General features: G+C 43.4%; 19 protein-coding genes, 2 tRNA genes and 5 pseudogenes. 6 read left to right on the forward strand and 20 right to left on the reverse strand.

What is annotated here, in order from left to right:
- The 12 genes and pseudogenes from L1D11_RS22780 to L1D11_RS18605 all read right to left on the reverse strand — a co-directional run.
- Nucleotides 1-175 (reverse strand): annotated as a pseudogene (locus tag L1D11_RS22780) (IS66 family insertion sequence element accessory protein TnpB); the annotation flags it as partial.
- An 82-nt stretch (nt 176-257) separates the two neighbouring features.
- A complete protein-coding gene (locus L1D11_RS18555) occupies nt 258-752 on the reverse strand; it encodes a GNAT family N-acetyltransferase (RefSeq protein ID WP_239833260.1) in 495 nt (164 codons plus the stop codon).
- 17 nt (nt 753-769) lie between these two features.
- The gene (locus L1D11_RS18560; protein WP_239833276.1) at nt 770-1,219 is read right to left on the reverse strand and encodes an N-acetyltransferase; all 450 of its coding nucleotides are present in this window, start codon (nt 1,217-1,219) and stop codon (nt 770-772) included.
- Between the two features lie 93 nt (nt 1,220-1,312).
- The gene (locus L1D11_RS18565) at nt 1,313-1,651 is read right to left on the reverse strand and encodes a zinc ribbon domain-containing protein YjdM (protein WP_239833261.1); all 339 of its coding nucleotides are present in this window, start codon (nt 1,649-1,651) and stop codon (nt 1,313-1,315) included.
- A 294-nt stretch (nt 1,652-1,945) separates the two neighbouring features.
- Nucleotides 1,946-2,905, reverse strand: coding sequence for an EamA family transporter RarD (rarD, locus tag L1D11_RS18570; RefSeq protein ID WP_239833262.1), 960 nt, complete (start codon nt 2,903-2,905; stop codon nt 1,946-1,948).
- 90 nt (nt 2,906-2,995) lie between these two features.
- Entirely contained in the window at nt 2,996-4,333 is a 1,338-nt protein-coding gene (locus L1D11_RS18575) for a TRAP transporter large permease (protein ID WP_239833277.1), read from the reverse strand.
- A complete protein-coding gene (locus tag L1D11_RS18580; protein WP_239833263.1) occupies nt 4,333-4,845 on the reverse strand; it encodes a TRAP transporter small permease in 513 nt (170 codons plus the stop codon). Before L1D11_RS18580 ends, L1D11_RS18575 begins: the two co-directional genes overlap by 1 nt.
- A gap of 61 nt (nt 4,846-4,906) precedes the next feature.
- Complete coding sequence (locus L1D11_RS18585; RefSeq protein WP_239833264.1) at nt 4,907-5,893, reverse strand: TRAP transporter substrate-binding protein; 987 nt, start codon at nt 5,891-5,893, stop codon at nt 4,907-4,909.
- Between the two features lie 11 nt (nt 5,894-5,904).
- Nucleotides 5,905-6,615 (reverse strand): amino acid racemase, encoded by a 711-nt coding sequence (locus L1D11_RS18590; RefSeq protein ID WP_239833265.1) that lies wholly within the window; start codon nt 6,613-6,615, stop codon nt 5,905-5,907.
- Nucleotides 6,608-7,801, reverse strand: a complete 1,194-nt coding sequence (locus L1D11_RS18595) for a DegT/DnrJ/EryC1/StrS family aminotransferase (protein WP_239833266.1) — start codon at nt 7,799-7,801, stop codon at nt 6,608-6,610. Before L1D11_RS18595 ends, L1D11_RS18590 begins: the two co-directional genes overlap by 8 nt.
- Nucleotides 7,802-9,127 carry a histidinol dehydrogenase gene (gene hisD, locus L1D11_RS18600; RefSeq protein ID WP_239833267.1) on the reverse strand — a complete coding sequence of 442 codons (1,326 nt, stop codon included), beginning with the start codon at nt 9,125-9,127 and terminating at the stop codon, nt 7,802-7,804.
- A 189-nt stretch (nt 9,128-9,316) separates the two neighbouring features.
- Entirely contained in the window at nt 9,317-10,327 is a 1,011-nt protein-coding gene (locus tag L1D11_RS18605; protein ID WP_239833268.1) for a D-cysteine desulfhydrase, read from the reverse strand.
- Between the two features lie 158 nt (nt 10,328-10,485).
- Here L1D11_RS18605 and L1D11_RS18610 point away from each other — a divergent pair, with 158 nt between their 5' ends.
- Nucleotides 10,486-11,418, forward strand: a complete 933-nt coding sequence (locus tag L1D11_RS18610) for a LysR family transcriptional regulator (protein WP_239833269.1) — start codon at nt 10,486-10,488, stop codon at nt 11,416-11,418.
- Nucleotides 11,419-11,469: 51 nt separating this feature from the next.
- Here L1D11_RS18610 and L1D11_RS18615 read toward each other — a convergent pair.
- Together L1D11_RS18615 and L1D11_RS18625 are read right to left on the reverse strand one after the other, a co-directional pair.
- Nucleotides 11,470-11,778: pseudogene (locus L1D11_RS18615) on the reverse strand (nitrate reductase); the annotation flags it as partial.
- Nucleotides 11,779-12,453: 675 nt separating this feature from the next.
- Nucleotides 12,454-13,617: a threonine/serine exporter family protein gene (locus tag L1D11_RS18625; RefSeq protein WP_239833278.1), complete on the reverse strand. Its 1,164-nt coding sequence runs from the start codon at nt 13,615-13,617 to the stop codon at nt 12,454-12,456.
- A gap of 522 nt (nt 13,618-14,139) precedes the next feature.
- On the opposite strand from L1D11_RS18625, the gene L1D11_RS18630 reads away from it, so the two are divergent.
- Nucleotides 14,140-14,214: transfer RNA gene (locus L1D11_RS18630), tRNA-Gly, on the forward strand.
- 38 nt (nt 14,215-14,252) lie between these two features.
- Nucleotides 14,253-14,327, forward strand: a tRNA-Gly gene (locus L1D11_RS18635).
- A 290-nt stretch (nt 14,328-14,617) separates the two neighbouring features.
- Here the strand turns inward: L1D11_RS18635 and L1D11_RS18640 are convergent.
- From L1D11_RS18640 to L1D11_RS18660, 5 genes and pseudogenes are all read right to left on the reverse strand, one after another.
- Nucleotides 14,618-15,730, reverse strand: a complete 1,113-nt coding sequence (locus L1D11_RS18640; protein WP_275665942.1) for an NADH:flavin oxidoreductase — start codon at nt 15,728-15,730, stop codon at nt 14,618-14,620.
- Between the two features lie 240 nt (nt 15,731-15,970).
- On the reverse strand, nt 15,971-16,660 hold the full coding sequence (locus tag L1D11_RS18645; RefSeq protein WP_239833270.1) for a hypothetical protein: 690 nt from the start codon (nt 16,658-16,660) through the stop codon (nt 15,971-15,973).
- Nucleotides 16,660-17,850 carry an outer membrane protein transport protein gene (locus L1D11_RS18650; protein WP_239862666.1) on the reverse strand — a complete coding sequence of 397 codons (1,191 nt, stop codon included), beginning with the start codon at nt 17,848-17,850 and terminating at the stop codon, nt 16,660-16,662. Before L1D11_RS18650 ends, L1D11_RS18645 begins: the two co-directional genes overlap by 1 nt.
- A gap of 93 nt (nt 17,851-17,943) precedes the next feature.
- Nucleotides 17,944-18,756 (reverse strand): crotonase/enoyl-CoA hydratase family protein, encoded by an 813-nt coding sequence (locus tag L1D11_RS18655; protein WP_239833272.1) that lies wholly within the window; start codon nt 18,754-18,756, stop codon nt 17,944-17,946.
- 201 nt (nt 18,757-18,957) lie between these two features.
- A pseudogene (locus tag L1D11_RS18660) lies at nt 18,958-20,041 on the reverse strand (iron chelate uptake ABC transporter family permease subunit); the annotation flags it as partial.
- Between L1D11_RS18660 and L1D11_RS18665 the strand changes: the two are divergent.
- Nucleotides 20,042-20,701, forward strand: a pseudogene (locus tag L1D11_RS18665) (siderophore ferric iron reductase); the annotation flags it as partial.
- A 39-nt stretch (nt 20,702-20,740) separates the two neighbouring features.
- A complete protein-coding gene (locus tag L1D11_RS18670; RefSeq protein WP_239833273.1) occupies nt 20,741-21,526 on the forward strand; it encodes an ABC transporter ATP-binding protein in 786 nt (261 codons plus the stop codon).
- 103 nt (nt 21,527-21,629) lie between these two features.
- Here L1D11_RS18670 and L1D11_RS18675 read toward each other — a convergent pair whose 3' ends face one another.
- Complete coding sequence (locus tag L1D11_RS18675; RefSeq protein WP_239833274.1) at nt 21,630-22,823, reverse strand: multidrug effflux MFS transporter; 1,194 nt, start codon at nt 22,821-22,823, stop codon at nt 21,630-21,632.
- Nucleotides 22,824-23,090: 267 nt separating this feature from the next.
- Here L1D11_RS18675 and L1D11_RS18680 point away from each other — a divergent pair.
- Nucleotides 23,091-24,182 (forward strand): annotated as a pseudogene (locus tag L1D11_RS18680) (PQQ-dependent sugar dehydrogenase).
- The last annotated feature ends 199 nt before the right edge of the window (nt 24,183-24,381 follow it).

The following is a 24,381-nucleotide window of genomic DNA, read 5'->3' on the forward strand; positions in this document are numbered from 1 at the left end:
CCGTACACCGTACAAAGCCTTGAGAGACATCTGCTTTTTTGAGTTGCTGGCGCTTAGCATAAAACGTCGAGGGATTGAGTTCATTAAGCTTACAAAATGCAAGCGTTGACAATGAACTCGATTCAGACTGAGCGATGAGCGTTTGCCATTCTTGATTAGTGTGTCGTTTTCCCATTTCAAATCTCCTCATGGTTGGAGACTTGATCTTATTCTTCGCGCTAGGCGATTAGAATGCGGGTTTTATGGAGCGCTTACGTTTATTTAGGGTCTAGTTGATATCGCAATACTTCGTGTCTGTCTTGCTCTGAATAAAATGCACTCAAGAACCGACCACCGCACTTCTCAATCACTTTCTTCGAAGCGATATTGCCACTTTCACAAGTAATGATAGCGCTTTCTATTAACGCGTGATGTTGTATCCAAGACAACATATAGCTAGCGACACCTCGCCCTCTCGCTTGGGGCAAAGTCTCATAGCCTATGTGTCCGATGACATCATGGATGTACTCAGTCGTTCCATGACGAACTCGAATAACACCAAGGATCTCGCCACAATCTATACAAAAATAGGTAGAAGCTGGAGTCCAACCTTCAGGCAATGCTTCACCTTTAGAATAAGCAATACGTCTTTTTAAATAGGCATCACTGCTATCGGAAATGCCAGTGTAGATATCGAGCCCATCTTCAGCACAAGCATTCACATAATGATGAAAGGCTGTTGAATGCGATAAATCGGCTTTGACTATATCCATGTCGTTTTCATTCCTACTTAATGCTTGTCTGAGTATGGCTGCGGATAAGCTAAACGCATGAAGTACTCCTGATGCCCTGTATGTTCATCAGCTTGTTCGCGAACAATTTCAAAGCCTTGGGAAAGGTAAAATCCAATACTTGCTTGATTCTCTCGGTACACACTCAAAGACATATTCGGACACTGCAGCTTGGCATGTGTCATGAGTTGTTTTCCGATACCACGCCCCTGCTCTGTTGGGCTCACAAAGAACGCCGCCAATACACCCTCATGGAGCGAATAAAAACCACAAACTTGACCATCAATCAGATAAACATAGGTTTGTGAAGCGGGAAGGTAGATATTACGCATGTTGCCCACTTGTGACTTCCAAAACTCAGGCGCTATAAAGTCATGCGCCTTGATGGAAGCGTCAAGCCAAATATCTAAAACGGTATCGGTGTCAGCTGTGCTGTATTCTCTAATCATCATTTAGTACCCAGTGTCATTAATGTTCTAGGGAGTATGGCGAAAAAGCTAAGTGAAGAATTGAACATTCACGACAATCGTGCAAAATATAGATTACTGTTTTTTCACGTATTTCGCGGTTACTAACATTTCACCGCCACCATCCAGTTTGCAATCTAACTGATGATCTTTACCTTCATTGATGCGCCGAATCACAGCTTTGGTACCAATTTTTAGCACACTAGAGCTGCCTTTGACTTTTAAATCTTTGATGAAGGTGACTTTATCGCCGGGCTCTAACACAACGCCATTAACGTCTTTCACTCGCGCAGCTTCTCTTTCCAAACGTTCTTCTTCTGGATTCCATTCGTAGGCACATTCAGGGCAGATTAGGTTGTTTTGGTCTTGATAGACATATTCAGATTGGCACTGTGGGCAAGAAGATAAAGACATACGTTAATACTTCATTTAAATAGAATTTGTTCCATTTTAATGGCTCTTGCCTGGCTTAGCGAGCATAAATCTAACCAATTTTCGATAGCGTAATTTAACGTAGAAAAAAACAACACCTAAAACGAATATGTGTGTTACTTGTCATTTTAATATGAATCTTCTGTCGAACCGAGGTATTCGTTCAAATTTTTCATTTAGCATGATGATTGGTAAGTATGATCAAGAGTGTTCGTAAGAAAATAAAAACGCCGACATTATTGTCTGCGTTTTTTGAATGGAAATTATGGTGGGACTCTAAAACTGCTCACGTTTAAGACTCTTACTGGCCTTAATTCGTTTAAAGCCATCGATTACCACAACGACTAACGCACAAGAGATGAATAGATAAGTCGGCACTTCATACAGTCGAACGCTGTTGCCAATTAACAGTCCCACAATAAAGATAAAAGTTGGCTCTACGTAACCCATTAAGCCAAATAGAGACACTGGCAGCTTTGAATAAGCAAATAGATAAAGCAGCATTGGCGTAACAGACACTATCGCGAGGCCAAGGTAGAACAAGTAGGAGCTAGCTTGCAAGTTCATAAAATGCTCTGCCGGATAAAGGTAGAACATCGACAAGATGGCCCAAGGAAGCATCATAATGTGATCAACCGCTAAGCCAATATCGGTTGGCATTGGATTGGTTTTACGAAACATAAAGTAAATTGGATAGCCAAGCGCCACCACTAATACCACCCAAGACAGACCTGATGCCCACACATAGGCATATAAAGTACCGGCCAAGGCAAAATAGCACGCGACTTTTTGCAGCTTAGAGAGGCTATCTTTGTAATAAAAACAACCGATAAGAATCATCACGATAGGCATGGTGAAATAGCCTAGCGCGAGGTTTAAGGTTTCTCCATTAGCCGGAGCCCAAACGAACAACCAATATTGCGGCGCAACCAGTACAGCTGAAGTTATGTATTTCGGCCACTTACGCCACTTTTTCAACGACTCCCAAAGCAGCGGCAGTCGCTTAGTGAGGAACAATAAGATAAAGAACAGTATGGTACTCCAAATAATACGCTGCGTAGCAAGCCAGTGACTATCTCCGCCTTCAATTAAGCTTGGCCCCATGTCTGGGTGGATTTGTACATAGGCTGGAATGCAAGCAAACAGCATAGAACAAAGTATCGAGGCAGCTATGCCTTTCGATTGTTCAGACATCTGGTGAGTGTATTTGTGGAATAAAGCCGTTATATGACTCATTAATTTTACCTATCGTAACTGCGCTTACAGACTGTAAGACAACAACAAAGCGCTGTCATAGTTTGACAGCGCTTCTCATAACTCTATGTTTTAATAGAATAAGCTCGGTAACCAGAGAGAAATCTGTGGCACAAACGCAACAATTATCACTGCGACGACAGCAATGCAAACAATAGGTGTAACTTTAGCTGTTATTTTTTCAAATGGCGTTTCAGCAATGGCTGATGCTACAAATAAGTTCTCTCCCAAAGGTGGTGTAGAGAATCCTATAGATAGTGCACATATCATTACAACGCCAAAATGAACCGGGTCGATCCCTAATGCATAGGTTACCGGTAGTAGGACCGGTGTCAGAATCATTATTGCTGCTAATGTTTCCATAAACATACCGACAAATAACAGGATCCCAATAATAACGAGCCAAATAATATAAGGGTTAGTCGTCATAGACGTTAACGCTTCTACAATAACTACTGGGATTTGATTTTCAACGAGGAGACGACCAAATGCCGTCGCAGTCAAAAGTATCAGCATGATACGTCCAGACAACCAAGCTGTAGAATCAATACACTTGGTAAACTCCCCCCAAGTCAGTTCTTTATGGATAAAAACGCCAACAAAGAGTACATAAAATATCGTAACTATGGCTGACTCCGTGGGCGTAAATAGACCTGTATATATGCCACCAAGAATCACGACAGGTGCGCTAAGCGACCAAACGCCATCTTTACTCGCCTGAATCGACTCTTTGAGTGACCATTTGTGGTTACTTTTCTCGATTTTATTTTTCTTACAGTAACAAAAGTTGTATATCAAAATGCTAAGCGACATTATCAAGCCTGGGATAACCCCGGCGACAAACATTTTACTGATTGATACAGACTGAAAATTTCCGAATTCCGAAATAGCGCTAAATGGTGCTGCGATACCCATGGCAGAAATACCGAAAATAACCATGGGAATTGACGGAGGGATAATAATTCCAAGCCCCCCTGAAGCGGCGGTCATAGCGGCAGCATAATCTTTACCGTAATTATGCTTTATCATTGCAGGAATCATCAACATGCCAACAGCCGCTGTCGTTGCAGGTCCCGATCCAGAGATCGCACCAAAGAAAATACACGCCACGACCGTCGATGCGCCAATACCACCAGTAAACGAGCCTGACAGTGTTTCCGCTATATGCACTAAACGTTTGGAAATTCCTGCTGCTTCCATAATCGCGCCAGCAAAAATAAATGCGGGAATAGCCATCAACGGAAACGAACCAATCGCATTGAATCCCAACTGCACTAATTTTATTGGGTTTTGATCCAAGTGAAGATATGAAAGCACCGATGCTCCACCAAGAGCGACAGCTATTGGTGCACCGATAACTAAAAGCAGGAAGAAAGTCGCAAATAAGACAAACGTGATACTCAGAGGGATCATACTATCTCCTTAATTTGCTCTGATTCTACTTCACTATTTACGGCAGTTGGTGCCATGATTTTTTTTACATTTACTTGAATATGCCTGAGTGTCATTAAGAAAAATGCTATTGGCATGATCACGTAGATCACCTTCATTGGGATGCCAATAGTTTGAGATTTCCAATACAAATTCATTTTGTTGAAAACGAAGTCATAACTCAGATAGAAGAAATACAAGTTGAAAACCAACCAAGACAGTTCAGAACCAATCTTAAATGATGTGACCACTTTTCTAGGTAGGTATTTATATTGAAAGTCGATTCTGTTGTGCGCCCCAATCCTGATTGCTCTACTTGCTCCAAAGAAGACAAACCACACAAAAAGATATACAGCTGACTCTTCACTCCAACTGATCGAATGCCCAAACAATTCTCTAGCTATAATCTGCATAAACAAAATCGAGGTAAATGCAATAAGCAGAAATCGACATATATAGTTTTCTAAGTTCTCGATAACATTATTAAACATACTACTTCCCTGTCACAGGTATGGGGAGAACACTCTCCCCATATCAATGCTTGGTTTTGATTTATAGAGCGTCACGTCCCATTGCTTTTAGCAATTCGTTAACTCGCTCTTTTCCACCTACCTCAGTGAAGTATTTTGGCCACACTTCTTTCTGTAGCTTCTCAATCCACTCTTGCTCATCTTCAAGTTCACTGATTTGCATTCCGTAGTTTTCAATCAGGTTCTTCTTGATTTGATCCTCTGTATCAATCAGATATTGGTAGCTGAAGGCTTCTGCTTCATCGCCTGCTTTGTCAATGGCTTGTTTAACGGCATCACTTTGTGACTGGTAAAGACTCTCAGACATCAATACAGGCTCGATTTGGAAAAGATAATGGGTCTCGGTCAGGTACTTTTGAATTTCACCGAACTTCATTGATTGTATCGCTGCGTATGGTGTTTCTTGGCCATCCACTACACCCTGTTGAAGTGCAGTAAATGTCTCACTCCATGCAATTGGCGTCGCTCCTATTCCTAACGACTTATACGTATCCAAAATGACTTTGCTTTTCGGTACGCGAACTGAAAGCCCCTTTAGATCGCTCATGTTAGTTACTGGGTGAACGGAGTTTGTTAAGCGGCGAAAACCTGAATATGTCCAAGACACAATACGCACATTTGCTTGTGCTAGAACGTCCTTCTCTATTTTCTTTGTCACATCACTTTCAAGTGCTTTTTTTGCATCTTCAATGTTGTGAAACATATAAGGGTATGTAAATAGTCCAATCGCGGGCGATAACGCCGCAAGGTTAGAGCTCCCTACAACCGACATATCTAAAAGCCCCATTGAAACATCATTCACCGTAGCTTGCTCAGAACCTAATTGACCATTAACGAATAGTGCAGTTTCTATCTTACCGTCAGTTTCTTGAATCAATATTTCAGAGAACTTTTGAGCGATGACTTCTTGAGTAGAGCCAGCACCATCACCAATTGCAATATTCCACTTTGCAGCATGTGCAGACAACGAGAGCAACATTGCTGTACTTAAGATAAGTGTCTTTTTCATTGTTTAATCCCTTATAGGTTTGGTTTTATTAGTTGTGCGCGTTCAATAATTTCCTTCGATAGAATGTCTACTGTATCGAATATAGGAACTTCGGATTGTATTTTGTCTTTGATTACAGATAGCTCCGTACAAACTAAGGCCAGACAATCAACACCTTTAGATGCCATATGTGTCTGTAGCGTATGGAGAATACTCAAATCGTTTTCAGTGAACGATTTTGCTTTAATCGCTTTGATTAAAGACATCAATTCGTCCTGATAAGTTGGGGCCGGGTAAGTCGGCGTTAAACCATATTGCTTGAATACATCACCGTAAATATTGGTTAATTGTAGAGCGGTAGAACCTAATAAGCCTACCTTCAAACACTGTTCGTTCAGCATTTGCTGCGCGGTAATATCAAGCAAGTTAATCACGGGAACATCAACCGATTCAGCAACGTCACGGTAGTAAAAATGTGCAGTGTTACAAGGAATCACGAGGAAGTCTGCACCTTGGTTCACCAAACCTTTTGCCATTTTAATCATGCAAGGGGCTGGGCTTTGTCCATTACCTTCAATGATGGCTTTGATACGTGAAGGGACTTTGGGGTTATTGTCGACAAGCAAGCGAATATGTCCTTCATCATCGTCCGCAATGGTTTGTTGAAACACACGGTACATTAGATCAATCGTAGCTTCTGGCCCCATTCCCCCAATAACCCCTGGAGTAAGATGATTAGTCATATATCGACTCCACTTCTTCAACAATAATTTGAGCGATTAGCCCGCAGTCTTGTTCATCAAAAGTCAGGGGGAAACGCATATCCAATAGTGTACGTAGCACCTGGTCAGTATTTTTAAGTCGAGAGTCATCGTTTAAGTACGACCAGCTGTCGTATTTGCTGGTGTAACTCTCTGGTGTATCACTACCAAACCACTTAAGAACAACACCACGATTTGCACAACGCTCTACCAATAAGGGAAACTTACTCACTTCTAATTGTGGTAAATTAAATTGGATTGAACTTGCAACATACTGCTCTTTATCTGGGCGTTGAGTAAGCTTGATTTTGCTAGATTTAGATAGCACTTCAGCGACGATGTCATGGCGTAAATTCCAATCCTTGCAGTCAGCATCTAAACGGGTAAGTTGTGGCAATAATGTTGCAGCTCTTAGATTATCCATCCGGCCACTGTAGTTAGGTGTATCTAAACGAATATCTTTAAATTCATGTGCTTTAGGCGCCGCATGATGACGGTCATAAAGCATATATGAACCAGAGAAAATAATAGCTTTTGCCATTACTGTCTTATGAGGCGTCACTAATAAGCCACCTTCACCTGAGTTCATATGCTTGTATGTTTGAGTACTAAAACACGCAACGTCACCAAAGCTTCCACTCAATTTACCATCCCATCTAGCTCCCATAGTATGTGCACAGTCTTCAATGAGCGTCAGGTCGAACCGATGACATATATCAATCACTTTATCCATATCTGCGATGTGACCTCTCATGTGAGAAAGTAATAGATATTTAGCTCCACTTTGGTTCGCTTTTAGCTCCAGATCGTCTAAATCGATACATAGATTGTCATCAATATCGACAAGCACCGGAATAGCACCAGCGTTGTGAATCGCACCTGGTACTGGGGCTAAGGTAAAACCATTACAAAGAACTAAGTCACCGCTTCTTACACCTACACTTCGTAATGCGATGTGCAACGCATAGCCGCACGAAGCACAGGCCAAACAATGTTCCATGCCCATATAGTCTGCAAACGCGATTTCCAGTAGATCTGTGGTACTTTTTTCTCCAGGCTCAACGTTGTAGCGGTGCAGGCGTCCACTTCGCATGACATCTATAGCTAACGCGATTCCCTCTTCAGGGATTGCAGCTTGTTTAGTGAAAGATTTGGTGAACGTTTTCATTTACACTTCCTCGGACTTGTACGATTGCTGTTGATAAACTTCGAAGTCCCATTCCATGTCAGGGAAGTATTTTCTTAATCTCCAATCACAAGCACGAGCATGCCCTTCCATCCCTTCAGTCCTTGATATTCTTGAACCAGCCGCACTAAACACGAGGTTAGCTTCGTTGCTAATTTGTTGGTAAGTTAGGACTTTCATAAACTTCTGGACATTCAAACCACCACTGTATCGAGCAGCACATTTGGTAGGGAGAATATGGTTTGTACCTGAACACTTATCGCCATGAGTAACCGTACTACCCTCCCCTAAGAAAAGAGAACCATAGTTGTTCAGGTTGCTCTTCCACCATTCAAGATCTTCAGTCATGACTTGAAGGTGCTCACAAGCATATTCGTCGCTGATTCGAGCTAGTTCTTCTTTGTCTTCGCTGTAAATGATCTCACCGTAATCACGCCAAGAAGCCTCACAAACATCAGCGTTTGGCATGTCTGCAATAACAGAAGGCATAATTGCCAATACTTCTTCACCGATTTCTCGACATGTCGTAAATAACCACACAGGGGAGTTAATGCCATGCTCGGCTTGAGAAACCAAATCAACGGCAATCGTCATAGCGTCAGCATATTTATCTGCAATAATCGCAGACTCTGTAGGACCAGCAAACACATCGATACCAACTGGCCCAAACAACGCACGCTTTGCCTCAGCAACATATGCATTTCCCGGTCCAACGATAATATCGACTTTTGGCGTCCCAAACAGTCCATTTGCCATCGTCGCTATAGCATGCACACCACCCATTTCTAAAATGATGTCAGCACCTGCAACGTGCATTGCATACGCTACGGCGGCGTTGATGCTTTCTCCTCGTGGTGGTGAGCACGCGATAACATTAGTTACTCCTGCGGCTTTAGCTGTCGCAACACTCATCAAAGCTGATGCTGCGTGCGCATATCTACCACCCGGAACATAACAACCAGCCGCTTGCACTGGCATCACTTTCTGCCCAAGGGTGACACCCTCCTCCGTTTCAATCGAAAACTCCGTCAGACTATTTCGTTGTGCTTCTGCGAAACGTTTGATTTGTTTGTGCGCAAAATCGATATCGTCTTTTACATCTTGCGGCACCGACTCTATTAACTGTTGAAGCTTTTCATTAGTCAGTACGAAGTCAGAAGTCCAACCATCGAACGTTTGGGCATACTCTGCAACTACACTTTCGCCTTCAAGTTCGATCCTTTTCAACATACCTTCAACCGTTGCACGTATTTGTTGGTCGTTGCCTACTGCCTGATCTTTTTTAACTGCTGTTTTAATAAATTCCATTTTATTTCCGTATTTAATGTGATTGGTTTCAAAAGCTAAGAAAGTACGTCAGCGACGAGCTGAGAGTTATAACCATAAAATCATCAATCGACTTATTTACGCTTTTCATTTGTCGTGAGATAGACAGCAGCGATATTCAGTCGTTGTAAAGACTTGGATAACATGGCTATAATTCCAGCCCATTACGCACTACTCGTAATTAGGGAAGTCAAAGCTATCGCGATAACCGAATAATGCTTGTGCACCACCGGTGTGAACAAAAACAATGTTCTCACCCTTTTTAAAGTGACCTTTTCGCACTAAGTCAATCAAGCCAGCAGCACCTTTACCTGAATACACAGGGTCTAGCAAAATCCCTTCAAAGCGAGAGAACATGTTGATCGCTTCAATCGTTGAAGGTGCTGGAATTCCATAACCTTCGCCAACGTAGTCACAATTCGCGACCACATCCTCACGTTTAACCGCATGTGCCGCGCCTAAATGTTCTGCGGTGCGCTCGGCCAGTTTAAAGACATTGCCTTCTTGCGTTAGTTTATCGACACGAACGCCCACACCAAGTACTGGGATTTGACTATTCGTTAAGGCAAACCCCACAACTAGCCCTGCTTGCGTACCAGCACTTCCAGTAGCGTGAACGACATGGTCAACTTTAAGGTTTTGATCATTGCTTTGTTTTAGAATTTCTAGTGCGCAATTTACGTAACCAAGCGCACCAATGTGGTTTGAGCCACCGCCTGGAATGATGTATGGCTTCTTGCCTTCTGCACGCAACGTTGCTGCGACATCTATCATTGCTGCATTCATATCTGTACCACCTGGATACTTAGATAATTTTGCGTTGAACAGCTGATCAAGCATCACGTTGCCGTTGAACTTGTAATCAGGGTCTTCACTTGACGTGCGGTCTTCAAGTAAAACAAAGCAATCCAAATTCAGTTTTGTCGCTATAGCTGCGGTTTGACGTGCGTGATTCGATTGAGTAGCACCTTGAGTAATGATGGTATCCGCCCCCTGATCAACCGCATCAGCCATTAGAAACTCAAGCTTTCTGGTCTTGTTTCCGCCTCCTGCAAGCCCAGTACAATCATCTCTCTTAATCCAAATATTTGGCCCATCGAGTTCCTTTGTTAGGTTTTCCATTAACTCTAATGGCGTATCTAAATAAGCAAAGTTCAAACGAGGGTAGCGCGCTAAATGCATTTCAGTTCTCCTTACACTGTTTAATTAGTAATTTATTGAATACGCACTTACAGTAGCCCGTGATATCACTCGAAAGATAATGCTTTATCCTTATAGGGTTGTTACTATTTGTTTAACAGATTGTATGGGAAATGCATTTATTTATAGGAATAATGGAAATGGATTTAAAATGGATTGAGGATTTTTTGTCCTTATCTCAGTATGGAAGTTTCGCACAAGCCGCAAAAGCCAGAAACATCACTCAACCCGCTTTTGGGAGAAGAATCAAGCTATTAGAAGAATGGGTCGGCACTGACTTGGTAAATAGAAATACCTACCCAGCCACCTTCACCAAAGCAGGATTCCGTTTTCTTAAACATGCCAACGACCTAAAACAGCAGATCGACTACGCAAGATTAGAAACCGTCAATAATTTTAACAATAATGAAACAAAGATCACGTTTCACACCCAGCATTCATTATCAGAATATGTTGTGAACAAGATGATTAACGAATACACCGATACGTTTAAAACACTCTTAGTCTATGTCAGTCCAAATAACTTACATGATTCAGTTCAGGCCTTTATCGACAATCGTTCGGACTTTCTTATCGGTCTCTCTTTCAAGGGAAGTCGTCTCTACGTACCGAATCCTGAGGTTGAGTCGGTGATCATTGGACATGAACGCCTAATACCATTAGTTGCCACAAAAAGAGATGGCTCTGCGCTTTATCATGATCGCAAGAACTCGAACGTACCTTTACTCAGTTACCCATCAAATACCTTCTTCGCGCAAGTATTAGAAAAGCATAGCTCCATGGCTCAAAGCCTCTGTAACTTTAATGTCGTTTACGAAAACGCTGTTACACATTCTCTCAAATCAATGGTGTTATCAGGCCATGGGGTCGCCTGGCTGCCAGAGGGATTTGTCCAAGAAGAGCTAGATAAAGGTTTGTTGATGAGGTTTTCAGAGACGATTTCACCGATCACCGCTGAAATAAAACTCTACCGCTTCTCGACTGAGGATATGACACTAGAAATGGGTAAGTTGTGGCGTCACTTCAAGACCATTAACAGTAAAGTCAAAGCAGAGAAAGAAAGCAACTTATAACTCTTTGTATATCCAATGCAGTAAGATGTACCAAACAATATGACTTATCTTTCAATCGGATTGCCTAACGAGCAAAAACTCAACTTCGAACTCTTCATCGGCTTTTCTGGTTAGGCATTCCACCAGCCAATCAATACTTTGATGATCCAGCTTGGCAGAGCTGTAGTTCTTGAACGATTTGTTGCCGTAGTAAGGAAGATAATGTGTTAGCGAACTGAATCACTAGCTCCATCGGGTTCTTAGATGATGAGATGCGATAGCCACACGGTTCAACCACTACTGGGGTATTTTGAATTCAGACTGGCCGGAAGCAACATCAGTATGAGGCAAGATCAATTCACACGACTTGATGTCTTGGGCTAATTTAGACATCAACTTACCTCTAATTAGAAAATTACAGAGCACCATACCGACATTTAATATGGTATGTAAACTTGTCGTTTAATCAATACTTAATACTAAAAAATAAAAACGCCGATATAATTGTCGGCGTTTAGGCAGGGTGACCGCATGAGTGATGGTTTCACCCTCTGACTAAAACCATCACTCAATACAGCCCCTAGCATGGATGTATTCATCATGTATCGCTTTTGCTTACCTACAATGCTTAGCTTGGTTGGCTCTTCTCGGCGCATGTTCAGCTCATATGAAGTAGGCATAACAAATTATCTGTACAGTGCTCTTTGTATGTCTAGCACGCATCTTCATTCATGATTAGGCTTAAACCAATTATGATGACCGAGAATGTAGTCACGAATATCAAACTAGCCTTTCGCACCTGCAATCACCGCGCATAGCGAGCCAAAAAGAACGTCAAACAGGCAATATGTGATCTTTACACCTTGGCGTTGGCCGGTAATCGTTTGAAAATGTTCTTTGAAGTGGCAATGGGCATGATGCTCTCCCTAAAAAGAGAGCATATGATCACAGCTAAATGTGTTCGTCAAATCGATCATGACTCTGATTAAAAAACGTTCACGATCTCACCCTGGCCGCTAAGCCGTGTTTGTTTAAAGACTTGAAAAGCGGAACGGATCAACGTTCGATTTTTGGCGAGTAAATCGAGTATGCGGTGATTTGGCCTGCAACAATTGCAGAGAACATAAATAATGCCGATAAACCGATACTCGGAATCGGTAGGATAGACTGTTCAAATACCGATTGACTGGCACTCACCAGAACACGGCTACCCGGAACCAAGATAATGATCCCTTGAACAATATAGATAGAACCAGTTAGATCCATCTTCTTCGCAATCCAAGTACCGTAGAGTGTAATTAATACCGTCGTTACCCAAGTGCCGACGACCCAACCACTATCAAAACCCAGATAGAATGGGCCCCACATACCGAGAACTGCAACTGGCAAGCCTAAGAGAATGTCGGTTGGACGCGCATTAAACATCACACCGATAGAGACCGAAATCAGCACCAAACCGGAAATATGCATCCAAGTCGGCACAGCATTGGTGTAATCAATGGATACCGCTTGTCCCCACACGGCCTCACCAATATTGAGCCCCATAATGATGCCGACAAACAGTTTTATCAGTGTTAAGGCACTCTGCCCTAGTAAGCTGGTACCAGAGACTAAATCGTTAAAAGCCAAACACTCTAATGCATTGGCTATGGATAACCCGGGAACAAACAAAACGATCGAGGCAATACATAATGCCCATACCGGAATCGGTAGCCCTGTGCTTGCCAAAAACGCCACAGCAATACCGGTTAATAGCGCAGAGATGAATTCAACCGCAATCGCGCGGCGTGAATGGAGAACTTGCTGGCATACCCAAACCATCAAGCCAAGTAACGCAGAAAAGCCTACCGCTTCTAAAGTACTGCCGACCAACATTAGATACGCAGGTGGAATCCCCATATTCGCCAATGCGGTAACCCATTTAGAGTAACCCACGGGCTCAGGGACAGGTTCACTGCTTGGTTGATTGATACGAATAATGGTATTTGCCAACAAACTCAGGTTGATTGAAGCTGGCTTTAGACGTTTGAGAATAACGGCATTGTTATCGTCTGGAAATTGATAGTTAATCGCGGTCGGTGTTGCTTGAATCATTACATCTACACCATGCTTTTTAGCATAATGCTGTGTATATTTTTCAAGCTTATAAGGAGCACAACCACTGCGGTGAAGTGTATCGCCAATGTCAACAATTTTGTTAATTCGGTACTGAGAAGGCATGGGTATTTTAGGGGAAACAAAATGTGCGGCAAATGTACCAGACGATAGACGAAATGACGAGGTTTTTGCGTGATTTATCAACTAAATTCGTTACTTTTTTCTGCGAACATTCAAAAGCACGAATGACTCTACTCATTTAGGGTTAAACTCATGAATAATAAGAATTGTTCATAAGTTAAATCTATGTATCTATATTGTTATAAGCGGGACGCCAAACCTGCTCAAAAACTCCGCCCATGTTAACGAGGTTATTCATAGAACAGAGGTTAAATACCGAATAAAGAGCAAACAATGCGGCGCTTTATAAACCAAGGTTAAACTTCGCCCAAACTTGCGGTACTCATTAAATTATAGCACAGAGCGCTTAACGAGAGTTTAGTCACACTTTATGCAACCACGAAATAGCTGACGTGATTGAAAAACTAGCGGAGTGGTGGTTATGCGAGCACTTAGAATAAAAATGGAAGAAAAAGGTTTCGTTTTCAGTTAGATGTGGCATTATCAAACTCGTTAAGACGATGTGCGTGCATCGTATAATGGCTATTACCTCAGCCTTCCAAGCTGATGATGCGGGTTCGATTCCCGCTGCACGCTCCAAGTCTCTTAATGCATCACTCTTACTCATAAGACAGTGTGCGTGCATCGTATAATGGCTATTACCTCAGCCTTCCAAGCTGATGATGCGGGTTCGATTCCCGCTGCACGCTCCAAAAATTTCGTTCACCCTTCAATTACTTACATAAAATATAGTCAAACCAAGTAATACTTTAGTAAGTAACGGCACCGCACTTATTCCAGCGAAGTCAAACTCTAGTAAATAACAGTATAGACTCGCCTCCTACTCCACTGCCGCAAATCACATGCCTGTAATAGCACGTCATTACATAAATAGTCTTTGATATTATCTTACGGAAAAGTGAGCTGAACCTGTGGTATTACACAGGCTCAAACTTAAACTCAGCTATAAACTTCGGCTCTCGCTTGGAGCCGGGTTCAGCGACTACATGCGAGTAAGCTGTACTTTTCTGTCTTTGTTCACCACGCAAAAGTTACCGCGCTTAGTACGACACTTAGAGCATCGTTCGCATTTAACAGGGCTTCTATCCCCTTCTTTCCAACGCTTAACTAAATGTGGTTCAGAAAGCAGCGGTCTTGAAAGCGCGAAGTATTCAATGCCCGTGTTGTTTGCAATCGCTTCGATAGCATCAAAATCCGTTAGGCCGCCAACCGTGATAACTGGGATATTAATGTCTTGGCTGATCGCGTGACCATACTCATGGAAGTAGCCTTCAGCTTGAATGGTAAAACCATCGTGCGACTCGCCAATCATAGCATCTGCTTTGCCATGAATATTACCTGACACGACAATGCCATCTACACCCACTTGTTCAAGCTTTTTACACACAATACGTGTTTCCTCAAAGGTGACGCCACCTTCAAAAAACTCCGAAGCTGTAAGCTTAACCAAGATAGGGAAATCATCGCCCACCAGCTTACGCGTCGCGGTATAGATCTCTAACAAAAATCTCATGCGATTTTCTAAGCTACCGCCGTATTCATCTTCACGTTGATTGTAATAAGGGCTTAAGAACTGGTTAATCAGGTAAGTGTGAGCGGCATGAATTTCAACGCCATCAAAACCTGACTTCTGCGCTATCAAAGACGCTTGAGCAAAGGCATCAACAATGTAGTCGATCTCGTCTTTGGTCATCGCTTTACCTAGTGTTTGAGTTCCTTTTTCTGGAACCTCACTTGGTGCATAGATCACTCGTTCGCCAAGGTCATGTGTGGTTTTGGTGCCACCGTAAGCCAATTGAATGACGATTTTAGAGTCGTTGTCGTGTACCAGTTGAGTCAGCTTCTGATACTCTGCAATGAACGAGTCGTTATACATCCCCATCATGCCCGCATTCGGCTTTTCTTCTTCCACGATGTTCGCGTAACCCGTCACGATCAGGCCGACTTCACCTTGAGCCAACTCTTCATAGATAGCGTACAGTTTATCTGTCATATGGCCATCTTCTGTCGCCATATTCTCCCACGTCGCACTTCTCATAAAGCGGTTTTTAAGCGTCATGGTGCCAAGGCGGGTTTCTACAAACAAAGTACTCAAATCTAATCCTCACTCAATCGTGTTACGCAACTGCCCCATCTAGCGGAGCACTGATTGATGCGGATACTACTGAGAATATCGCAGGTAAAACTTAATCTAGATTAAGAGAACGGCACTCTCACATAAGAAACAGGCAACTATTACCAACAAAGAAAGGATTATAATAGATTCTAAGAGTAGGCTTACCCAATAGATAAGCCTACTCTCAGTTCTAATTATTTAAGACAATACGCAGAAAAACTATTTAAACTCGTAGGTGTAAGAAGCACCGACACTGTTATTTTCACCAAAGTCATCCTCGGAAAAAATAGTGAAGAAATTGAACGACTGTGCATCAGTCAACCTGTAGCTTGCACCTACACCAGTCCAGTGGCCTGAATAATCATCAGAACCCCTTGAGCCCCCACCAAAGGCCATTATCGACCACTCGTCAGTAATCGTTTTTAAGCCGAAGGCACCAACATAGCCACCATGTGTTGAGCTCGGCATCAACACATAATCCGAGCCGACATTTTCATCATCGAAAACGGCTACTTCACCATCGTTATAGCTGTAACCCGCCATTGGGAAGATTTGCCAACCAAAAGGCTCGATGTCAAAGTAACTCAGTGGAACAAATGTCCCGATACTGTAGTTATTCTTATAAGCATCGTTGTCGTATTCAGAACGACTAAAGTTAAAGTTGACGATTCCCAAAGGCAATAACCAAGAACCACCCACTCGCCACTCTTCACCGTCAGCATTAACACGAGCGTTGATCATTCGCGCTTCGTCGAGCCCAATTGAGCCAGAGAACTTGAGCTCTTCGTTGTAGGCAAAGCCGGCTTTAGTAACAATCTTGGTTGGATCATCTGGGTGCTTCTCTTCAGCCAAAGCACCCGTTGAACCCAGTATTGCCACACCAATAACGAGTAGATTACGTAATGTCATTAGAAGGTCGCGCTAACGCCAACAAAGTGGATACGACCATCGAATGAGCCATTTAACAGGTTAACCTTACCGAATCGACCATAGCGATCCATCTCCACTGAACCTAGTTCTGCATATTCATAGAACACGTCAATCAAGATATCATCCCAGTAGGTAGATGCACCTACCGAGTAACGATATTGTTCACCCACTGGAAGATCAACCCATTGCATTGACGGATCATCCTGCGGTGAAGTTTCGTAAGAGAAGCCAGCTTTTAAGCGCCAGTCTGAGTTAAGTTGGTAATCTGCACCAACTGCAAACTTCCATACATCGTCCCAATCGCGCACTAGTGTTTGATTAATTGGAAGGCCACCATTTGGGTTTGTACCCAAATCTAAAACAGTGCTATCCCATTGACTCCAACGATGAAATTGCACACTAGCTAATAGATCAAGCTGAGTATTAAATGCATAACTCAAACTGGCATCAACAATTTCAGGTACATCTATACCAGTATTTAATGAACGCTGGCCGCCAGTAAATACATTCACATCATTATTAAATTCATGTTCGAGTTTAGAACGATAACTAGCACCCAGTTTAAGCTTGTCTGTCGGTGTGTACATGACACCTAGGTTGTAGCCATAAGCCCAATCAGTGTTTTGCTTAGCTGTAAAAAGATAAGATGATTGCTGTAATGCAGCCCAACTTAATTGTACACCCGCTCCAACCGACCACTGGTCATTCAGTTGGTAACTCAGTGATGGATTAACTTGCATCGCAGTAAGCGTAATATCTTGAAGTAAAAGATGACCTGCCCATTCGTTACCGTAATCAACGCTAGAGCCACCAACGGCACCAAGTGCAATACCAAGGTGTAATTTGTCAGTCACTTGGTGCGCGTGAAAAGCGCCAAATGAAGGCATCACTGAGTGAGCTTTACCATCTTGCTTATCACCGTTGTCTTGATATTTCATCTCAAGATCGAACGCCATTGTGTTGATGGTCGTCTTACTTTCGCCCATGTGAGACATAGTGGCAGGGTTTGTCCACATCGCCGCTGCAGAACGAGTGTACACACCGTCACCAGCACCCGTAGTACCCGCGTTGGCGACAACAGCTTCTTGTAAAAATAGACCACTTGCGAACGCATTTAAGCTAGTTAGGATAGCGGAGACAGCTAGAGAGTAGGTAAAAGTTTTGTTCATCAGGATGCTCATTTAGCCTTAGACATAAAATTACTCTAAGGTTACCGCAAGACCCTATAAACAAAGGGAATATCGATTATTCCTGTACAAACGTTATTTGAACTTTCTTGCTAAGTAGGCGCGTGGTTTATCAGGATGAATTTCACGCTGTGCTGCTATCGCTCTGTTCTTACCTAACGCGACTTTGATTTGGTACCAAGTCTCGTAGAATAACGCGACACCAGGGCTAGACCACCAAGTTTTGTTGTAGAGCTTTTTATTGGCGGCGACAACATCTGGTGACCGATTCGCACACTCCAATGCCAAAGCATAAGCTTCCGCGTACGGGTCTTCGGCTATTTTTGTGACAAGCCCGTATTCTTTTGCGGTTTCACTGTCGATCACCTTAGCGGTCATTGCCATTTCTAGAGTGTGGTCTTTACGCATTAGCTCTCGAAAGGCTATTGCGCCTCCCATATCAGGAATCAAGCCCCACTTAGCTTCTAAGATAGAAAAGTTCGCATCAGGGCTAGCAATTCTAAAGTCCCCCCCACTCACCAATTGCAAGCCACCTCCCCAACAGCGGCCATGGATTGCAAAGATAACTGGGCATGGAATATCTCGCCAACCAACCGAGAAATACTGCGCGGCATTAGGACGTGTTGGCCACCACTTAAACAAAAGCTTCATCGCACCAGATTTGCTGTTCAGCAGCGACTTCACATCAAGTCCGGAACAAAAATCAGCTCCATTACCTTTCACGATCACAGCTCGAATTTCCGTGTTGTTTTTAAGCGCCTTAACCATGTCATTAACGCCTTGAAACATATCCATATCAATGGCGTTTAGCTTATCAGGGCGATTTAATGCCACCGTCGCAATTTGGTTTTCATCAATGGAACAAGTAATACGAGATAGGTCGGTCATATGGGCTACTCAACTAAGTGGTCAGACCTTAGCGTCATACATCTTGTTAACATATGCAAAGTTTGCGTATCAAAAGCGAGAGCTAGGTTGATCATTTTACGCTCAGGTTGAATAACGCATACAAACTAAAAAGGCAGCGATAGATAACATCAATCACTACCTTTAATACTGATTTCAGCAGACAAAGTGCTGGGCCTTCACTTACGCTCTCCGAGATTTCAGCAACAAGAAGATGAAGTAGCTTCCGCCTATGATAGAAACCAACGTGCCTGCCGCAAGCTGAGCTGGGAACACCACCACTTGTCCTAACCAGTCGGCGAATAGCATCAGTGCAGCACCAATCAAAAACGATAAGATAATCTGCTCTCGAACCAAGCGAGCACCAACCATAGCGGCGATATGTGGAGCCAGTAGACCAACAAAAGCGACCGGCCCCATAGTGGTTGTTACCATCGAACATAAAACCGCGACAATACACAACAGAGCCACATAGGCGATGTTGATATTCAGCCCTCTAGCACTCGCGAATTGACGACCCGTTGCAATTAGCGTCACCCAAGGGCTCAGCAATAAGGCAACACCAATACAAACGGTGACAACTAAAGCCATGATCGTCGCGGTATCAGGTTCAACACGATACGTAGAGCCTGCCAACCAAGCCAATAAAGTGTATTTCCCCTCGCCGACTCGTGTTAGAGAAAATTGCACTAAAGCCTCCAACACGGCGGTCAATGAGATACCAGTGAGAATGAGAATCGAAAGTGCAAACTGATGCTTTTTACCAAGGAGCAGCAACAAACATAAGGCAATCGCACTGCCTAAAAACGCTACCCACGGGCTTAATGAATGAATCGAGTATCCCATAAACAAGCTACTGAAAATCAGGCCTAAAACCGCCGCCAGCGAATATTACGGTTAACATTCTAGGCCAACGAATAGACCATTCAAATGAATCTGGTATAACAAAGTAGCCCATATCAGAAGCTGGCTGTGACATTGTACTCAACGCCAGTAAAGCGAAGATCATCGCCCCCCTTAATAAATAAGCCAGAGGTGAAATAGACCTTGGCCCTTTAGGCATCGAGAAAAATAGCTGATCCTGAGCTGACATTTGCTTACGAGCAATAATGATCAAAGCTGGTGCACCAATCACCGCAGTTGCCGTTCCTGTAGGAATCATATCCAATGACCATTGCGCCAAGAAAATCGCCAAACTATCGGTCACACAAAGCAACAACGCCCCTAGCACGCAGCTTGCGATGAGTTCAGATTTCGCCTTTAAAAAGGCAGTTATGGTTCTCTGAGCAGCAAAAGTATCGCCATCACAAATGACAAAAGCCACATCGAGATAAAGCGCGTTTACGATGGCTTAGCGGAAAACCATTCCGAAGCAGGTAAAGCTTATTGGTTAACCCGAACTTGGGATCTAGTTTGCTGGCAGCCAATCTACGTCACCTTCGTTTCTATCTATGGCCTTCATTCATTGCCAGATATCAAGAATATCGGTCAGTTTAGGTATAAAGAATTCGTCACAGGATACCGCTTCTTTAATGGTGATCACCAACACGGTACACCAGAAGAGCTAATCCCACATGCGGGTCAAGCCATACTGGACCTTACAGAGTTTTTCCGCAGCCAGATTAGCGAGTGGACACGCATTCGCCCGGGGTTTACCAACCATTTACTCGCAGATCTACTGTTGGGTTGTTTGATCAAACTGCAACAGCGCGAACAAAGCCTGACTAATGAGTACATCACTGAGCAAGCAAGGCTATGGTTAACAGCGTGCCAACTACCAGAGAACCACTTAGACAGCCTCAAAGTCGACGATACAACAGGGTTGCTTAAGCTCGTTAGGGTCAGTTGTTGCTTAGTCTACAAGTGTGACTCTAGAAAATATTGTGACGATTGCCCTAGACACCCAGACAATAAGAAAACCGCTTAACACTATCACTATCACTTAATCTAAAAATCCAGGACTGACATGTTTCAGCTTTCAAATATAAAAATAGTTCGTTACGAACGCACTATTCTCTCAATTGACGAGCTTTCCATTCCAACCAATAAACTTACGGTCGTTCTTGGTCACAATGGTTCTGGTAAATCAACGCTGGTTAACTTGCTCTCAGGTCAAATGACACCTGATCACGGCACAGTAAAGCTGGATGGCGCTTCTATCTCTTCTTTCAAAAGCAAAGACTTAGCCAAGAATATTGCGTATTTACCTCAAAAGCTCCCTGCTTCGGCAGGCTTAACGGTAGAAGAATTGGTTCGTTTAGGACGTTTTCCTTGGCGAGGCGCGTTTGGCCGTTGGAACGCTGAAGATCAATCCATTATCCAACAAGCTATGGATAGAACAGGCGTTACCAAGTTTTCACAAGCTTTAGCGGATGACTTATCCGGCGGTGAACGCCAACGAGCGTGGGTTTCAATGTTGCTCGCCCAACAGTCTCCCGTATTGATTCTCGACGAGCCAACATCCGCGCTAGATGTTCATCACCAGTTCCAATTGATGGGTTTGCTGTCAGAGCTCAATAAGAAAGAAGACGTTGGTATCATCGTGATTCTGCACGACTTGAACCTTGCACTGCGTTACGCGACACACAGAGTCGCTCTAAAGAAAGGTAAAATCGCCTTTGAAGGCAGCGCTGATAAGTTACTTAATGAACAGGCCTTATCTGAGCTCTATGAGTCCCCTATTCGACTGATCGACCATCCGGTCCCAGCTAAGACTGCAGCCAGTGAGAAAGTCGCCGTGGTTTGCGAATAGCAGATATCCCGGCAAATGAAACCAAAGCCGTTAGAGCATTAAAAAGGCTATTGAAATTCTTCATGTCAGTGGCCTTTCAGTTTAGATTCGATAACTCATTTCACTAGCTAAGCTGAGCGTCTCTGGCTTCTTGGCTACTAAAGCCACGCAAAATATTCAATAACGTAATCGCAGTGAATAGTGCGATAACCAATGACAAATGCCACGCTTCGCCAAGACCAAGTTTAACCAACCCCATGCTTACCAGCGAAGACACAACCATTTGGCCGCCTCCCGACATCGCAGCCGCTGCACCTGCGTTCTTTTTGTAAGGCAACATCACCAAAGCTTGAGCACAAGGTAACGCGATACCATTCCCCAGTATCATCAAAAACTGACCTAGCATTAGATAAAGCGGTTCAAGTGGGCAAAAGAAAAGCCACAACGCTGCCGAAATATGTAACACAGGCGTGCATAACAGTGTTTTCTTATTACCTAACATTGGACGGATACGGTTACACAAACTTGTCCCGCCAAGCATACCCAACGCAGGAATAACCGCCCACATCGCGTATTCATCGGATGTCATTCCGATTTGGTTCTGCATGATGAATGGCATCACCGACACCGTGGTGATCATGAGACTAAAGTTAAGCCAACCAATGCTCGCAAAGCTCATAAAGTAGCGGGAAGTAAGTAGCTCTTTGTATTGCGATGCCATCTTCTTTGGGGAGGGAATTGGCGACAGCTGTACAACGGTTTCTTTGAATTTAAACGCCAATACGACCCAAGCTAATGAGACATAGCCAAGTAGCGAGATAAACACCATACTCCAGCCAAAGTGGAAGTTGATAAAGCCACCGATGACGGGCGCAATAAGAGGTGTAATCGACGCAACCATCGCAATGTAAGACATCGCTAATGGTAAGTCAGCCCCGTTGAATCTATCTCGTGTGGAAGCGCGAGCCAATACAGCACAACAGCCTGTACCTAACCCCTGTAGGAAGCGCCCCATCACCATACTGGTAAAAGAATGGCTGAAGAAGATGATCATCAACAAGCCAAGCATAGCGAGTAGTAAGCCACTCAATAGTACCTTTTTACGCCCTAAAGCATCTGAAATTGGACCATAAACAAACTGCGAAGGTCCGAAGCCTAGCAGGTAGACACTCACCAACAGCTGAGCTTGCTCTAGCGAGACATCAAAGTCCTTTGCGATCCAAGGTAAAGAAGGAAATACCAAACCCATACTGAGTTGGCCGATACTGATGACCAAACACGCCAGTAAGATTGACTTAAAATCAAATCGACGGCTCATGAGGCTGTGCACGTAGTCAAAAGGTTTGGTTTATCAACCTCACAACATAGAGATATAGAAGATAGAGAGAATGTTGCAGGTATGATATTCATGGTGCTCCGAAAGGATCGATTGGACTGTCGCAGGGTAAACATACGTTAGCTCGTATAATCATACAACACTGGCTGAACTAAATATGTGAATAGTCACTTTTCACACACCTTAACTTTCCGCCTGTCACTGACACACGCTAGACTAACACTAGATCGCAACAATGAAGGGACTTCAATGAACACTTATCACCGTATTCTCACCTCAGCTTTGGCACTTGCTGTGTCTGGTCCCCTTACCTCAACAACGGCTTTTGCGTGGCAAGCTTAGAAGATCACCGATGGGCTCGAGATTCCATGGGGGCTCGCCTATGTTGAAGAAGGATCCATGCTAGTCACAGAAAAAGAAGGTGTGATCAAACATGTTAATTTAAAAACGGGTGATCAGAGCACACTTTTTAGACTTCCTAATGTGTGGGCAAAAGGCCAAGGCGGAGCATTAGATATCACCTTCTCGCCCTTTGAAGAAAACAAACTCTATATTACTTACAGCAAAAACATCGATGACGAAGGTGTAACCACACTCGCTTCTGCTGATTACAAAAATGGTGAAGTGTCTAATTGGCAAGATGTATTCGTTTCAGAATCGAGAACCGACACTGGACGTCACTTTGGCAGTCGCATTACCTTCGATGATAGCCACCTCTACTTTTCGATTGGCGACCGTGGAGATCGAGATAACGGGCAAAATACCTCAACTCATGCAGGTTCAATATTGCGCTTGAATGTAGACGGGAGCACACCAAGCGACAACCCATTTGTAAACGACGACAAAGTTCTCAACGAAATCTGGAGCTATGGCCACCGAAATCCGCAAGGGCTGTTCTACGACTTCCCTACCAAAAAGTTATGGTCGATTGAGCATGGCCCACGTGGTGGTGATGAAATTAACCTAATAAAAGTGGGTGCCAACTACGGATGGCCTGTCACATCTCATGGTAAAGAGTATTGGGGGCCAATCAGCGTTGGTGAGTCTGAAACCAAAGAAGGCATCGAAGCGCCTAAAAAGGTCTACATTCCCTCAATCGCCCCCGGCAGCTTAGTGGTTTATCAAGGGGATAAGTTCCCAGAGCTCAAAGGAAAACTATTAGCAGGTGCACTTAAACTTACCCATATCAATGTAGTAACGGTCAATGAGCAAGGTGATGCGACTGACGAGCAACGTATTCTAGAAAGCTTAGGCGAAAGAATCAGAGACATCGAAACCTCACCAGATGGTGACATCTTCTTTAGTACTGACAATGGCAACCTTTACCGTCTAAAAAGGTAGCTACACCATTAAAACAATCAGCATAAATATTAGATGATTTTATAAATAAAGCCGTTAAATACGGGGCTTCAGGTCAATTTAGCGGCTTTCTTTTCCGAAAGCAGAATATGTAAAAACAGTGCAACCACTCTAATTTTGTCATCAAACTTACCTATGTTTTTCACAAAAACGACAAGAAATCACCATACAACTGTAACTA

Source organism: Vibrio sp. Isolate32 (assembly GCF_022397955.1).
Classification (GTDB): Bacteria; Pseudomonadota; Gammaproteobacteria; order Enterobacterales; family Vibrionaceae; genus Vibrio.